The sequence below is a fragment of the Aliarcobacter vitoriensis genome (assembly GCF_048320235.1).
Lineage (GTDB): Bacteria > Campylobacterota > Campylobacteria > Campylobacterales > Arcobacteraceae > Aliarcobacter > Aliarcobacter vitoriensis.
The window spans coordinates 12,220-26,461 of record NZ_CP182882.1; the positions used below are offsets into that span (position 1 = coordinate 12,220).

Annotated in this window: 17 protein-coding genes; 13 read left to right on the plus strand and 4 right to left on the minus strand. The window is 25.0% G+C overall.

All coding sequences use genetic code 11. The annotated features are described in order from the left end of the window. Positions 1–24 precede the first annotated feature (24 nt). From ACNSOS_RS00085 to ACNSOS_RS00125, 9 genes are all read left to right on the plus strand, one after another. Positions 25–183 carry an ATP-binding cassette domain-containing protein gene (locus tag ACNSOS_RS00085; RefSeq protein WP_418185446.1) on the plus strand — a complete coding sequence of 53 codons (159 nt, stop codon included), beginning with the start codon at positions 25–27 and terminating at the stop codon, positions 181–183. After that, positions 123–281, plus strand: coding sequence for a hypothetical protein (locus ACNSOS_RS00090; protein ID WP_418186324.1), 159 nt, complete (start codon positions 123–125; stop codon positions 279–281). Before ACNSOS_RS00085 ends, ACNSOS_RS00090 begins: the two co-directional genes overlap by 61 nt. 86 nt (positions 282–367) lie before the next feature. Further along, complete coding sequence (locus ACNSOS_RS00095) at positions 368–1,321, plus strand: YbgA family protein (RefSeq protein WP_418185447.1); 954 nt, start codon at positions 368–370, stop codon at positions 1,319–1,321. Next, positions 1,318–2,730, plus strand: coding sequence for an NAD(P)-binding protein (locus tag ACNSOS_RS00100; RefSeq protein ID WP_418185448.1), 1,413 nt, complete (start codon positions 1,318–1,320; stop codon positions 2,728–2,730). Before ACNSOS_RS00095 ends, ACNSOS_RS00100 begins: the two co-directional genes overlap by 4 nt. 24 nt (positions 2,731–2,754) lie before the next feature. Beyond that, positions 2,755–3,747, plus strand: coding sequence for a sensor histidine kinase (locus ACNSOS_RS00105; protein ID WP_418185449.1), 993 nt, complete (start codon positions 2,755–2,757; stop codon positions 3,745–3,747). Then, positions 3,747–4,454, plus strand: a complete 708-nt coding sequence (locus ACNSOS_RS00110; protein ID WP_418185450.1) for a LytR/AlgR family response regulator transcription factor — start codon at positions 3,747–3,749, stop codon at positions 4,452–4,454. The genes ACNSOS_RS00105 and ACNSOS_RS00110 overlap by 1 nt, the downstream gene beginning before the upstream one ends. A gap of 89 nt (positions 4,455–4,543) precedes the next feature. Beyond that, positions 4,544–5,065: a lipocalin family protein gene (locus tag ACNSOS_RS00115; protein WP_418185451.1), complete on the plus strand. Its 522-nt coding sequence runs from the start codon at positions 4,544–4,546 to the stop codon at positions 5,063–5,065. Positions 5,066–5,076: 11 nt separating this feature from the next. After that, entirely contained in the window at positions 5,077–5,928 is an 852-nt protein-coding gene (locus tag ACNSOS_RS00120) for a TIGR01777 family oxidoreductase (protein WP_418185452.1), read from the plus strand. After that, positions 5,925–7,268, plus strand: a complete 1,344-nt coding sequence (locus ACNSOS_RS00125; RefSeq protein WP_418185453.1) for a cryptochrome/photolyase family protein — start codon at positions 5,925–5,927, stop codon at positions 7,266–7,268. The genes ACNSOS_RS00120 and ACNSOS_RS00125 overlap by 4 nt, the downstream gene beginning before the upstream one ends. Here the strand turns inward: ACNSOS_RS00125 and ACNSOS_RS00130 are convergent. Continuing rightward, positions 7,265–9,034 (minus strand): ABC transporter ATP-binding protein, encoded by a 1,770-nt coding sequence (locus ACNSOS_RS00130; RefSeq protein WP_418185454.1) that lies wholly within the window; start codon positions 9,032–9,034, stop codon positions 7,265–7,267. The genes ACNSOS_RS00125 and ACNSOS_RS00130 overlap by 4 nt on opposite strands. 85 nt (positions 9,035–9,119) lie before the next feature. On the opposite strand from ACNSOS_RS00130, the gene ACNSOS_RS00135 reads away from it, so the two are divergent. Genes ACNSOS_RS00135 through ACNSOS_RS00150 form a run of 4 tightly spaced genes read left to right on the plus strand, consistent with a single transcriptional unit; the run spans position 9,120 to position 11,496 of the window. After that, positions 9,120–9,362: a DUF1104 domain-containing protein gene (locus ACNSOS_RS00135; RefSeq protein WP_113894889.1), complete on the plus strand. Its 243-nt coding sequence runs from the start codon at positions 9,120–9,122 to the stop codon at positions 9,360–9,362. Continuing rightward, positions 9,352–10,020 (plus strand): response regulator transcription factor, encoded by a 669-nt coding sequence (locus ACNSOS_RS00140; RefSeq protein ID WP_113894890.1) that lies wholly within the window; start codon positions 9,352–9,354, stop codon positions 10,018–10,020. Before ACNSOS_RS00135 ends, ACNSOS_RS00140 begins: the two co-directional genes overlap by 11 nt. A 13-nt stretch (positions 10,021–10,033) precedes the next feature. Further along, complete coding sequence (locus ACNSOS_RS00145) at positions 10,034–11,164, plus strand: sensor histidine kinase (protein WP_418185455.1); 1,131 nt, start codon at positions 10,034–10,036, stop codon at positions 11,162–11,164. Further along, positions 11,158–11,496, plus strand: coding sequence for a hypothetical protein (locus tag ACNSOS_RS00150; RefSeq protein WP_418185456.1), 339 nt, complete (start codon positions 11,158–11,160; stop codon positions 11,494–11,496). The genes ACNSOS_RS00145 and ACNSOS_RS00150 overlap by 7 nt, the downstream gene beginning before the upstream one ends. A gap of 20 nt (positions 11,497–11,516) precedes the next feature. On the opposite strand, the gene ACNSOS_RS00155 is transcribed toward ACNSOS_RS00150, so the two are convergent. From ACNSOS_RS00155 to ACNSOS_RS00165, 3 genes are all read right to left on the minus strand, one after another. Beyond that, entirely contained in the window at positions 11,517–11,912 is a 396-nt protein-coding gene (locus ACNSOS_RS00155) for a PAS domain-containing protein (protein ID WP_418185457.1), read from the minus strand. Between the two features lie 14 nt (positions 11,913–11,926). Further along, complete coding sequence (locus tag ACNSOS_RS00160) at positions 11,927–13,327, minus strand: methyl-accepting chemotaxis protein (RefSeq protein WP_418185458.1); 1,401 nt, start codon at positions 13,325–13,327, stop codon at positions 11,927–11,929. Between the two features lie 111 nt (positions 13,328–13,438). Beyond that, entirely contained in the window at positions 13,439–14,119 is a 681-nt protein-coding gene (locus ACNSOS_RS00165; RefSeq protein ID WP_418185459.1) for a YggS family pyridoxal phosphate-dependent enzyme, read from the minus strand. Positions 14,120–14,242 lie beyond the last annotated feature (123 nt).

Below are 14,242 nucleotides of genomic sequence, written 5' to 3' on the forward strand. Positions count from 1 at the left end.
ATCCAAGAAGAGTGGTTTTATAGATTGGAAACTTTAAGTTATTGTGAGAAAAAAAGAGTACAAATAGCAATTGCTTTATATCAAGAAATTGATGTTTTACTACTTGATGAGCCTACAAATATATGGATATTGATTCTATTGAAGCTCTTGAAAAAGCTTTATTGGTTTATGATAAGGCTTTGATTGTTGTAAGTCATGATAAAACATTTATTGAAAGACTAGAATTGAAATTGTGGAGTATTACTAAAGAGAATACTCAAAAATTTACTTTGGCTATTTAAAGTATTAAATAACTTATATAAGATAACATAAAATAGATACAAAATAATCTTTTTAAATTGTAAAATCAAATAAAAAAGGTTCTATTATGATTTTGGGAGTTTCATCTTGTTTGTTGGGAAATATGTGTAGATATGATGGGCATGGTGCAAAAGATGATTTTGTATTTACTCATTTAAAAAACTATTTTGAACTTTTACCTTATTGTCCTGAAAACTCTATTTGGAAAGCTCCAAGAGATGCAATTAGGCAAGTTTTGATTGATGATAAAATAAAAATAGTTACATCTACAAAAGAGCAAAAAGATGTTACAAATATACTTGAAGAAGCTTGTAAAAATATGGTTTTAAAGGCACAAAAAGATGATTTATGTGGGTTTATTTTAAAATCATCTTCTCCATCTTGTGGAATGGATAGAGTAAAAGTTTATAAACCTTTTAATGCTCCAAGTGTTAAAAATGGTGTTGGTGTTTTTGCAAAAAAGCTAAAAGAGAAGATGCCATATCTTCCTATTGAAGAAGAGGGAAGATTAAATGATGCGTGGCTTAGAGAAAACTTTTTGATGCAAGTTTACTCTTATGGTGATTTAAAAGATTTTTTTAAGCTTGAGAAAAAAATATCAAATTTAGTAGATTTTCATACTTCATACAAATATTTAATATATTCAAAATCTCAAAACTCTTATAAAATTTTAGGAAATTTAGTAGCAAATCAGCAAAATCAAAATATAGAAGAACTTTACTTTGAGTATGAAAAAGAATTTTTAAAAGCAATAGCTATAAAATCGACTTTAAATAAAACTTTTAATATCTTACTTCATATTTTTGGATACTTTAAAAAACATATCACAAAAGAGGAAAAAGCAGATATTTTAGAAAGTTTATTTGATTTTAAAAATAGAGTAATTCCTTTGATAAGTGTAATAAAAATATTTAATATTTATATAAATAAATTTGATATAGCTTATTTAAAAAATCAGAAATTTCTAAATCCATATCCATCAAAACTTGCTCTTAGAAGTGATTTGGGAGCTTTTAAGTGAACAATTTTGATTTAGCAGTTATTGGAAGTGGAATTGGTGGAAGTTTAATATCTTTGATGAATAAAGATAAAAACCTTGTATTGTTTGAAAAAGATAAAAATTTGGGTGGAACAGCATCAACTTTTAAAAGATTTGGAAACTATTTCAACACAGCAGCTACAACTTTTGTGGGATATGAAGATAACAATATAATAAAAGATATATTCGATAGTGTAGGTTTTATTCCTGATATACAAGAGAGTTCTTGTGCATATAGAACAATTATAAATGGTAAAACAATAGATAGGAAAAGAGATTTTGAAGAGTTTTTGGATAGTTTAAATAGGGTTTTTTATCATAAAAACAATAGATATTTTTGGCAAACTTTAAAAGATATTGATGAAAGATTTTGGAGCTTAAAAGATATATATTTTGCAAAACATAGTGTAAATTCATATTTTAAAACCTTAAAAACTATCGAAACTCTTTTTAAAGAGTATAAATTTTTGATGTTTAAAACAGCAAATAGTTTTATTAAGGATATTTTGGGTGATATTTCAAAAGAGTATGAGGATTTTATAGATGCACAACTTCAAATTACTCTACAATCTACTTCAAAAAATATTCCACTATTATCTTTTGCTATTGCTTTCTCTTACCCATTTCATAAGGTTTTTTATCCAAATGGTGGAATGGGAAAATTTTTTGATGATATGTTAAAAGATATAAATCTTAAAAGAAATGAAGAGATAAAATTTATAAAAAAAGAGAAAAATTTATATAGATTAATCTCTTCAAAAGATGAATATTTAGCTTCAAAAGTTGTGTTAAATATACCTGTTTTTGAATGTAGCAATATTTTTTTAGATGAAGATATAAAAAACTACTATAAGAAATTTAGTTTTTATGATCAAAGTGCTTTTGTAATCTATCTAAAAATAGACTCAAAAGAAGATTTCTTAAATCATTACCAAATAATTTTAAAAGATATTATCCCAAATACTGTATCGAAAAGTTTTTTTGTATCATTTAGTAGTAAAGATGATAAAAAATTGTCTCAAAATGGTTATTCTGTTACAATATCTTGTCATAGCAAAGCAATAGTTTGGAGTGAAATGTCAAAAATTGAGTATGAAAACAAAAAAGAGTTTACAAAAAATTATATTTTAGAAGAGTTTTTAAAAAATTTTCAAAATATCAAAAAAGATGATATAAAAATAGAGTTTTGTGCTACAAGTAAAACTTTTAAAAGGTATATAAATAGATTTAATTGTGGTTCATCTCCTTTAAATTTGAATAATATTTTAAAAATTCCAAGCTGCACAACACCTTTTAAAAATCTATACAATATAGGTGATAGTGTTTTTGCTGGTCAAGGTTGGTCTGGAGTTGCTTTGGGAGTAAAAGTCTTAAACTCAAACCTAATTTAGATAATATTAGAAAAAAGGTTAAAGATGTTAAAAAATGAACTTCAAATATCTTTTAAAGATTGGTTAAATATTATTGTAATTGGAGCTTTTTTTGGCTTTTTCCAATCTTTGATTTTATATTTTTTAAATGAAAAATTACAAAATATTTTTACTGTTATTTTTAGTATTTGCACTGCATTTTTTATAACTATTTTTGCTGTTTTTTTGATAAGTATTTCAAATAGATATTTTCTTCCCAAAATAGATAAAAAATATTGGTACTTTTTTAGTCTATTTTTCTCTTTTTTATCTGGATTTTTTGGATTTTGTTTAAGTTTTTTTATATTTTTTGATGTAGATTTTGAACTGATTTTTTTGATAAAAACTTTTTGGCTTAATATTGCAGTTATTATTGGATTTTTAACTTTATTGATAGCTTTGATTTTACATAAATTTGTATCATTGAAAAATAAAAATATTGAAATCGAAAAAGAGATATTGGAAACAAAACTAAAATCACTCGAAAATGAACTAAATCCACACTTTTTATTTAATGCTCTAAATTCTGTATCAGAGCTTATTTATATAGATAAACTAAAAGCAGAAAATGCAGTTTTACAGCTATCTAAATTCTTAAGAAATGCTATAAATAAAGAGAGTTTAATCACTCTTGAAAGTGAGATTTTTATGGTTCAAACTTATGTAAGTATTGAAAATATAAGATTTGACAATAAAATAATTTTGCATATAGATGATTATGATGAGTTTAAATCTTTTAAAATACCAAAATTCTCAATACAACTTTTGGTTGAAAATAGTATAAAACATGGTTATTTAGGAGATATTTTAAATATTCATATAAAATTTGAAAATAATTATATAAAAGTTTTAAATGATGGAAAAATAAGTGAAAATATTGAGTTTAAAACAGGTTTGAATAACTTAAAAAATAGGTTGAGTTTATTGAATATTGGAGAATTAAAATTTAATACGGATGGAAAATTTATGATTTTTTCTATAATTTTAAAGGATAAATAGTGAAAGCACTAATAGTTGATGATGAAAAATTGGCATTATCAAGATTGAAAAGAGTTTTAAATGAGAATAATATTTTTGATATAGTTGAATTTATTAATCCTCTTGAAGCTATAAAAGAGATATCAAAAACAAAGTTTGATGTTGTATTTTTAGATATTTCTATGCCAAATTTTAGTGGTTTGGAACTAGCAGAACTTATACTAAATATTGAACCAAAAACTTTTATAGTATTTCAAACAGCTTATGAAGATTATGCTTTAGATGCTTTTAAAAAGGGTGGAATTGGATATTTATTAAAGCCAATTGATAGTTTAGAAGTAAAAAAGATATTGGAAAAAATATATCTATATAAAGAAGAGAAAAAAATATCTAAAAAGATATTAGGAAAAGTTTCAAATAAAATATATTTAGTTGAAATAGATGAGATTTTTTATATAAAAGCTGATTTAGATGAGATTATGATACGAACAAAAGATAATTTTATTTATGCAAAAAAGAAAATAAGTGATATTGAAGAACTTTTGCAAGATAGAGATTTTTTTAGAGTTCATAGGTCATATATTGTAAATGTTGATAAGATAAAATCTGTAAAAAGTGTAGAACAATCTAAGTTAGAGATATATTTTGATGATATAGAAGAGTTTATTGTAAGTTCAAAAGATGGTGCAAAAGATTTTAGAGAGTATTTGGATAGAAAAACAATATAAATAGTAGATATATTTCATATATCAATTAACAAAAAGTGGCTACAAAAAAACTTTAATATATTGTAAATTATCAAAAAATAGGAGAGTTTATGAAAAAGAGTTTTAACTTTTTATTGCTTGTATTTGTATCTATATTTTTTGTATCTTGTAGTGCAAAACGAAGTGATTTAAAAACAGTAAATAGTGTTGATTTACAAAGATATATAGGTTCTTGGTATGAAATAGCAAGATATGAACACTACTTTCAAAAAGATTGTAAAAATGTAAAAGCAAATTATACTTTAAGAGATGACAATAAAATAAATGTTGTAAATAGTTGTACAAAAATAGCTACAAATAAATACAAAGAAGCAAAAGCGATAGCTTATAGTATTGATGATACAAATAGCAAATTAAAAGTTAGTTTTTTTAGACCTTTTTATGCAGATTATTGGATTTTAGAACTTGATGAAGATTACAAATATGCTATTATTGGTACTCCTTCAAAAGAGTATTTATGGATAATTTCAAGAGAAAAATATATGAATGATGAAATTTTAAATAAATTGTTGCAAAAAATTACAATTTTAGGTTTTGATAAATCAAAACTTATATATACAATACAAGAATAAAAGGAAAACTTATGAAAACTATCGCAATATCAGGGGCTAGTGGATTTGTAGGGCAAAATTTAACTGAGTTTTTTTCTAAACACAACTATAAAGTAGTATCGATAAAAAGAGAAATTTTAAAGGATAATCAAAAACTAGATGAAATAATACAAAATATCGATATTTTGATAAATTTAAGTGGTGCAAATATCATAAATAGATGGAGTGAAAGTTATAAAAAACTTCTTGTTTCTAGTAGGATTGAAACTACAAAAAATTTAGTTAATTCTATAAATAGAGTATCTAAAAAACCAAAACTATTTATATCAACTTCAGCTGTTGGAATATATGACAATAAAGCAAAATATGATGAAAATGGCTCTTTTTCAAATGATTTTTTATCAAATCTTTGCCAAAATTGGGAAAATGAAGCTTTAAGGGCAAAAAGTGATTTTACAAAAGTAGCTATTTTTAGATTTGGAATAGTTTTAGGAAAAGATGGTGGGGCATTTAAAAAAATGATAACTCCTTTTAAACTAGGACTTGGTGGAGTAATTGGAAGTGGAAAACAGCACTTTTCATATATTCATAAAGAAGATTTGTTAAGAGCTTATGATTTTGTAATAGAAAAAGAGTTTTATGGAGTTTTTAATCTAACTGCCCCAACTCCTACAACAAATGAAGAGTTTACAAAAACTTTAGGAAAAGTTTTAAATAGACCAACAATTTTTACTGTTCCAGAGTTTTTATTGAAACTTATTTTTAGTGAAGGTGCAAAAGTTTTAAGCGATGGACAAAGTGCAATTCCTAAAAAACTTCTTGATTTAGGCTTTGAGTTTAAGTATAAGAATATAGAAGAGACTTTGAAAAGTTTGGCAAAATGAAACAAATTTTATGGTTTAGAAGAGATTTAAGAGTTGAAGATAGTGCAATACTTTCAAATGCCCAAAATGAAGTTTTACCTATATTTATTTTTGATAAAAATATATTGGAAAAGCTTACAAAAGATGATAAAAGAGTAACTTTTATATATCAAAGTGTTTTATGTTTAAAAGAAAAATTACAAAAAATAGGTCTAGATTTAGCAATATTTTATGGAAATCCAAAAGATATTTTTACAAAATTAAAAAATTATGGGTTTGATGAAGTTTTAACTTCAATAGATTTTGATAGTTTCGCAAAAAAAAGAGATGATGAAATATCCAAAATCATCCCTTTAAAAAGATATATTGATTCATTTATTTTAAATCCAAAAGATGTTTTAAAAGCTGATAAAACACCATACAAAGTATTTACAGCTTTTTACAACTCTTTGGATTATCTACATCAATCTAGTAAAATTGAAGAGTTTTCAAATAAGACAAATTTAAAAAAATTAGATTTTGATTATAGTTTTATACCAACTTTGAAAGATTTAGGATTTGATAAGCAAGATTTACCAGATTTTTTATATAAAAATCCTGATAAACTAATAGAAGATTTCTCAAAAAAGATTAAAAACTATCAAGAAAATAGAGACTACTTTTATTTAGATGCTGGGTCAAATTTAAGTGTTCATTTAAGATTTGGATTAATTTCCCCTAAAATGCTTTTTAATAAAATAAAAAAGCTAAATGCCACACAAAAAGAGATAGATTTTTACATAAGAGAACTATTTTGGAGAGAATTTTATAACTATATTTTATACCATTTTCCACACTCTGAATTTGAAAATTTTAGTGATATAAAAGTAAATTGGAATAAAAATGAAGATGATTTTATAAACTGGTGTGATGGGAATACAGGAGTTCCTATCATAGATGCAGCTATGAAATACTTAAATCAAACTGGACTTATGCACAATCGTTTGCGGATGATCGTATCTTCTTATCTTACAAAAAATTTGCTTATTGATTGGAGAAAAGGAGAAAAATATTTTGCTTTGAAACTTCTTGATTATGAAGCTAGCTCAAATATTGGTTCTTGGCAATGGGCTTCAAGCACGGGAGTTGATAGTGTGCCTTATTTTAGGATTTTTAATCCATATTTACAATCAGAAAAATTTGATAAAGAAGCAATTTTTATAAAAAGTTTTTTAACACAATTAAAAGATATTCCAGCAAAATCAATACATAAAGAAAATGAAGTTCAATCAAATCTATTTTTAGATTATCCAAAACAAATAGTAGGAATTTCTTATTCAAGAAATAGGGCTATTGAAGAGTTTAAAAGAGCAAAAAATTAACTTAATTGTTGATTTACAAACTGTTTATAATGCCCATTTATCTTCTCTAACTCTTCATGTGTTCCACTTTGCACAAGCTTACCATCATCAAGCATATAAACAAAAGATGCATTTTTAACTGTACTTAATCTATGTGCTATTGTTATAACAGTTTTATTTTTTAAAAACTCTTCTAAATCATTAAATAACTTTGTTTCTGTTTGTACATCAAGTGCAGAAGTTGATTCATCGAATATTACAACACTAGGATTTGCTATTATCATTCTAGCAATAGATAATCTTTGTCTTTGACCACCACTAAGCCTAATTCCTAATTTACCTACAATAGTATCAAGTTTTTTAGGCATATTTTCTACAGTTTCTAAAAGTTGAGCTATTTTTAGTGCTTCATAAATTTTTTCATCACTTATATTTTCTTCACCCATTGTTATGTTAAATCTTAAAGTGTTATTAAATAAAATTGGCATTTGTAAAACTAGGAAAATATTCTCTCTAAGGCTATGTTTATCGATATTATCGATACTTATATTGTTATATAAAATATCTCCACTCTCTTTTGCATAAAATCCAGCAATGATTTGTGAAATTGTAGTTTTTCCACTTCCACTTGCTCCAATAATTGCTACTTTTTCTCCTGATTTTATATCAAAACTTATATTATTTAGAGTCTTTTTCTCCTTTGTATATGAAAAACAAAGGTTTTGTATAGAAATATCTATTTTTTGTGAATTTCCTAGTTTTATATTTCCATTATTTTCACATTCTAAATCTAATACTTTATTTATTCTTCCAATAGCTGCTTTTGCACTTGCAAGTGAGTATTGAATAGATAAGATATCTTGAACAGGAGTCATAACAAACCAAATATATCCAAACATAGCGAACATTAGTCCAATAGATAAATCACTATAAGCTACTAGTAAAAGACCAGTTGCTCTAAAAATTTCAAAGGCAAAAAGAAAAATTGTATATGAAAACTTTTCATAAGCAACACTTTTATAATTGTATTCATTTGAAGCTATTTTTATTGCATTTGCTTTTGAAATTGATTCTTTGAAAAATTGTTGTTCTTTATTACTTGCTTTTATTTGAGAAAATAGATCTAAAGTTTCATTTATATTGCTTTGGAAAGCTTCTATTGAAGCATTTTCTTCTTTTTTTAATTCGCCTGTTTTTTGTGCAATTTTTTTAGAAATTATTGCTAATATTGGTTGTATTAAAAGTATCATAAGCCCTAAGATTAAATCTATTTTTATAATTACAATGGCAACTGCAATAAGTGTTAAAACAGAAGTTACAAGTTTACTAGCTATTGAAACTATAAAATTATCCAAAGTATTTACATCTGTGATTAAATTTGCAGCTATTTTTCCACTTCCTAAAGACTCGTATTCATTCATAGTTACTTTTTCCAAGTGGTTTAATAATCTTTTTCTTATATCAAAAATAACTATTTTTGATATTTTTGTAAATATTTTTGTTGTAATAACACTGAAAACAAAGTGTAAAAATCTCAAAATTATAACTACAACTGTAACAAGAGCAACGTAGTAAAAAGCATCACCACTACCTAGAAATCTATCTATATTGTTTACAAAAAAATCTGGTTTATCTAGTAAAACTTCATCGACTAAAAGAGGTAAAAGTAAAGGTATAGGAACACTTATTAAAATTGCAATTACTGTAAAAAATTGTCCGATAAGTAAATATTTTTTATTTCTAATAAGAAGTTTGTATATATATTTTAAAGATATTTGTTCATTCATAATCTTATTATACTATTTTTAGATATAATCTATCTACAATTATTATACAGTTCTTATTTACAATAAAAATAAAAATCGGGGATTTATGAAAAGGCTTTTTATTTTATTTGTTTTATTGACAAGCTTTTTATTTGCAAAAGAGAACTTTAGCCAGATGAGTACTCAAGAGCTCATTGAAATTATTGGGTTTGTTAGTGAAAAAGACAAGGCATCTTTTCTAAAAGAGTTAGAATTAAGAGTTCCAAAGATGAATATTAATGAAAAGGCTCAATATGAAAAGAGATTACAAGAAATACCAGAAAGTAAGCCAATAGAAGATGAAGAGTAGAATTTTATTACTTGAAGATGATTATAATTTAAGTGAAACTATTGAAGAGTATTTTGAAGAACAAGGCTTTGAAGTAGTTTGTGTATTTGATGGTGAAGAAGCTGTTTTTAAAGCTTATGAAGAGAATTTTGATTTATATCTATTTGATGTAAATGTTCCTAAGAAAAGAGGCTTTGAAGTCTTAAAAGAGTTAAGAGATGAAGGAAAAAAAACTCCAGCCATATTTATAACTTCTTTAAACTCTATGGATTCTTTAGAAGAGGGCTTTTTAAGTGGTTGTGATGATTATATAAGAAAACCTTTTGAATTAAAAGAGTTACTTTTAAGAGTACAAACATTGATAAAAAAAGAGTTTTCAAAGAAAAACGAAGTTATACAAATTTTGCCAAATGTAACTTTTAACTCTATTTCAAATGAGTTAAGATGTGATGATGAAGAGGTAAAATTAAATTTAAAAGAGTTAAAACTTTTGAAACTATTTTTGCAAAATCCAAATGAACTTTTATCACATGAGAGGATTTATGATTTTGTTTGGGATTATGATGAAGAGTACAGTGATAACTCTTTAAGAACTTATATTAAAAATCTTAGAAAATTTTTAGGAAGAGATAAAATTGTTAGCCTTAAAAAGCTCGGGTATAGATTTAACCAAGAGTGAAGCTAGAACCCTTTTGGGTTTTAGTCTTTTATACTCTTTTTTAGTTTTAGTTATATTAGGTGTAATTACTTTTTTATATTATAAATTTCAAAAAGATTTAATGCTTCAAGAAAAAAGACAGATTCTTCAGAATTATTCAAATAATCTTATCTCACATTTAAAAGAACTACATATAAATATAGATAAATCAAAAATTTATCCACGAGATGAAAGATTTAACTCAGCTATTTTTGATAGTTCAAAAAAAGAGATTTTTTCAATTTTAGACCTAAAACATATTAATTTTAATGAAGTCATTTATTTAAAAGATGATTATATTCATTTTATAAATGAACCTGAATCTTACTATTTAGGAAGTAAATATGTGGTTGTTGAAATACTTGATGATAATGTTTGGTTTGAAAATATTAAATACAAGATGATAAGTTCATTTTTCATATCTTTTTTATTTATGATGATTATTGGTTACTATATAGCAAAAATGTTTTTAAAACCAATGAGAGATGCTTTGCATCTACTTGATAGATTTATAAAAGATACAACTCATGAATTGAATACACCTATTGCAGCAATTATTTCAAATATTCAAATGATAGATAAAAATAGTTTAGATGAAAAACTAGCTAAAAAGATTAATAGAATAGAAATTGGAGCAAAAACTATTTCTAATATTTATGAGGATTTAACATTTATTTCTTTAAATAATCAGATAATTTCAAATAATGTAGAACTAAACTTAAGTGAACTTTTGAAACAAAGAATAGAGTTTTTTTCTAGTATTGCAGGTTCTAAAAAAATATCTTTTAAGTTAAATATTAAAGATAATATTCTTATTATTTGTGATCAAAAAAAACTATCAAAATTAATAGACAACCTTCTTTCAAATGCTATAAAATACAATAAATTCCAAGGATTTATAAAAGTCACATTAAAAGATAGAATTTTAATTATTGAAGATAGTGGAAAAGGTATGAGTAAAGATAATATAAAAAATTTATTTATACGATATAAAAGATTTGATACAAGTGTTGGTGGATTTGGAATAGGGTTAAATATTGTATCTATGATTGCTAAAGAATATGATTTTAAAATAGATGTTATATCTAAAATTGAAGTTGGAACAAGGATAAAAATAAGATGGTAAAAATTGCTTTTTCTTTAATGTTAATATTTACTTTTTCATTTTCAAACCCAAAAAATATATATGAACGAAACTGTGTAACTTGCCATAATAGAATATCTGTAACAATAGATAAATATTTTTATAGATATTTACTAGAATATAGTAGTGAAGAAGAAGTTAAGAAGGCTATGTTTGAATTCATAAAAAATCCTACTAAAGAAAAAAGTTTGATGTCTGAAGCACTTATCAAAAGATTTGGATTAAAAAAGAAAACTAGATTAAGTGATAAAGAGCTAAAAGAAGCTTTAGATATTTACTGGGATGAGTACAATTTGATTGGAAAGCTAAAATAAGTTTTAGGTTTTTCCTAAACTTATTTCTCTTTTTCTTTTAACTCTTTATATAGTTTAGTATACGTTATTATTTCTTCTTCACTAGCTTTTCTTCTACAAGATAAAAAACCTTTTGTTCCTTCACTAGTTGTTGTAGGAAAAATTGTAGCATATACCCAATAGTAATCTCCACCTTTTGTGGCATTTTTAACATATCCTGTCCAAACTTCACCTTTTCTTATTGTTTCCCATAAATCTTTAAATGCAGCTTTTGGCATATCAGGATGCCTTACAATATTATGTGGATGACCTATTAACTCATCTACGCTATATCCAGCTATTGTGCAGAAATCATCATTTGCAAATAAAATAATTCCTTTTTCATTAGTCTCACTTACTAAGAAAGCGTATTCATCTAAAATTATCTCTTTTGACATTTTTAATAATCCCTTTAATTTATTTTTTTTGTTTTAGCATCTTGTACTAAGACTTGAGCCATTTGAAGAGTTTCATTTGCTATAGATGCTACATTATTTGCCTCAGAAGCATTTTCTTGAGTTACTCTATCCAATATAGAAACAGTATCATTAATTTGTTCAATTCCTTTTAACTGTTCATTTGAAGCCTGACTAACATCTTGAATAATAGTTATTGTTTCACCAATTAAGCTATTTAAATTGTTATATCCATCTCTCATTTCATCAGATATCTTTTTACCTTCATTTGTTTTAGAAGTTGCATTTTCAACTAAATCTTTTATTTCTTTTGCAGCTTGAGCACTTCTACCCGCTAAGTTTCTTACTTCTTGAGCAACAACAGCAAATCCTTTTCCAGCTTCTCCAGCTGTTGCTGCTTCAACAGCTGCATTAAGAGATAAAATATTTGTTTGAAAAGCTATTTGATCTATTACTTCAATGGCTTCATTAATAGATTCAACTTTAGAGTTGATTTCATCCATAGAAAGAGCAGTTTTATTTGCTAGATTTTCGCCCAAAATCACAGAATTTTTTACATCTTTACTTAAATTTGCCATTTTGAAAGCATTTTGAGTATTGTTTTTTGTAATTGAAGTGATTTCTTCAAGTGCAGCAGCAGTTTCTTCTAAAGAAGCAGCTTGAGAGTTTGCCTTTGAAGCCAAACTTTCAACACTCTTATTCATAATTAAAGAATTCTTCTCTAAGAGATTCCCATTAGTAAGGTTTAATTTCGCATTGTTATTTAATTCAACACCAAGTTGATTAATTTGTTCCATTGCAAGCTTCATTTCACCTTTGAGAATAGGATTAATATTTACTGATTTTCTATAATCGTGTTCAGCATAAAGTCCAACAATTTCAACTAAATCTGTCATATTTTGATTTGATCTTTTTAACATATTGTTTACAATATTCTTTAATGTATGTACCATAAAGTTATTTGTATTAGAGTGAATTTGAGTTGCATATATACCTTGTGCTACTTTATCCAAAGCAATAACCATTTCCCCAAGTACATGCATATCATCTTTTCGCATTTTATCATACTTATCAAAATACTGATTTAATTCTCTTAAAATATCACCAATATCATCATCTTTTATATATTCTGCTTTTCTAATATGGTTTGTTCTGAAAAATACGAAGTCCATTAAATCTTCAATATATTCTTTTATTCTATTGATTCCTCCAACAACTCTTTTCATAGAGTTATAACTAATATATCCAACAATAAGCGCAAAAATTAGATTTACTACTATTATAGAAGTAATAGTATGATCACTTAAAATAGCAACAACACTTATAATAGTGAAACCTAATTGAGCAAGAATCATATTTAAAAGGAATCTTTTTTTTGTATGTAAATTGGGAAACATTTTGTAGCCTTAATGTTATAAAGTAATTTCGGAATAATATCACAAAAATTATTTAATTTATATAAACACTTTATAAATAATTATTTAAGTTGTTACAATTCATTGTAAGTGTTATTTTTTAAATAAAGTTGAACCAACTCTAATCATATTAGAACCACATGCAATTGCCAATTCAAAATCGCTACTCATCCCCATAGAACAATATTTTGCTCCAAATGGAGCTAATTCATCGAAGATTTTTTTTGTAATATTAAATGATTCTTTTATAAGTTTTGTATCAGTTGAATTTGCTCCAATACACATAACACCTTTTAATATTATGTTTGGACAAGTTTCCAAAATCTCTTTATATATTTTTACTGCATCTTTTACTTCAACTCCTGATTTTGTATCTTCATTTGCAGAATTTATTTGAAGTAGAGCTGATAGTTTTTTATTCTTTAGTACTAATTTTTTATTTAACTCTTGAGCTAAATCTAAAGAGTCTAAAGAGTGAACTAAAGTAGGGTTTAAATCTATAAGGTTATTGATTTTGTTTTTTTGTAAAGTTCCTACAAAATGCCATTCGATAGGAAGTTCTTCTAACTCTTCACTTTTTTGTTTTAAATCTTGAACTTTGTTTTCTCCAAAAGCTCTTTGTCCTGCTTCATAAAGTGTTTTTATATCTTGTGTTGTCGAGTATTTTGAAATACCAATAATTTTTACAATGTGGTGCTCAGATATTTTTAATCTTGCCCCTTCAACTTTAGTTATTAAATTATCTAAATTTTTTGTTGCTGTTTTTTTATCCATCTTACCCTCTAATCATTCAAAAATATTCTATTAATATTGTAAATAAATACTAGACATATCCTATATAATAGTATTTATTAGTTTAAATTAATCCCTACTAAATTAAATATTTTAAATAAAAAG

What these genes read in the sequence shown, in the direction of transcription:
- ACNSOS_RS00120 (WP_418185452.1), top strand. Translation starts at nt 5,077, where the DNA reads ATGAAAACTATCGCAATATCAGGGGCTAGTGGATTTGTAGGGCAAAAT.
- ACNSOS_RS00135 (WP_113894889.1), top strand. Translation starts at nt 9,120, where the DNA reads ATGAAAAGGCTTTTTATTTTATTTGTTTTATTGACAAGCTTTTTATTT.
- ACNSOS_RS00095 (WP_418185447.1), top strand. Translation starts at nt 368, where the DNA reads ATGATTTTGGGAGTTTCATCTTGTTTGTTGGGAAATATGTGTAGATAT.
- ACNSOS_RS00090 (WP_418186324.1), top strand. Translation starts at nt 123, where the DNA reads ATGGATATTGATTCTATTGAAGCTCTTGAAAAAGCTTTATTGGTTTAT.
- ACNSOS_RS00140 (WP_113894890.1), top strand. Translation starts at nt 9,352, where the DNA reads ATGAAGAGTAGAATTTTATTACTTGAAGATGATTATAATTTAAGTGAA.
- ACNSOS_RS00105 (WP_418185449.1), top strand. Translation starts at nt 2,755, where the DNA reads ATGTTAAAAAATGAACTTCAAATATCTTTTAAAGATTGGTTAAATATT.
- ACNSOS_RS00130 (WP_418185454.1), bottom strand. Translation starts at nt 9,034, where the DNA reads ATGAATGAACAAATATCTTTAAAATATATATACAAACTTCTTATTAGA.
- ACNSOS_RS00160 (WP_418185458.1), bottom strand. Translation starts at nt 13,327, where the DNA reads ATGTTTCCCAATTTACATACAAAAAAAAGATTCCTTTTAAATATGATT.
- ACNSOS_RS00165 (WP_418185459.1), bottom strand. Translation starts at nt 14,119, where the DNA reads ATGGATAAAAAAACAGCAACAAAAAATTTAGATAATTTAATAACTAAA.
- ACNSOS_RS00155 (WP_418185457.1), bottom strand. Translation starts at nt 11,912, where the DNA reads ATGTCAAAAGAGATAATTTTAGATGAATACGCTTTCTTAGTAAGTGAG.
- ACNSOS_RS00115 (WP_418185451.1), top strand. Translation starts at nt 4,544, where the DNA reads ATGAAAAAGAGTTTTAACTTTTTATTGCTTGTATTTGTATCTATATTT.
- ACNSOS_RS00150 (WP_418185456.1), top strand. Translation starts at nt 11,158, where the DNA reads ATGGTAAAAATTGCTTTTTCTTTAATGTTAATATTTACTTTTTCATTT.
- ACNSOS_RS00125 (WP_418185453.1), top strand. Translation starts at nt 5,925, where the DNA reads ATGAAACAAATTTTATGGTTTAGAAGAGATTTAAGAGTTGAAGATAGT.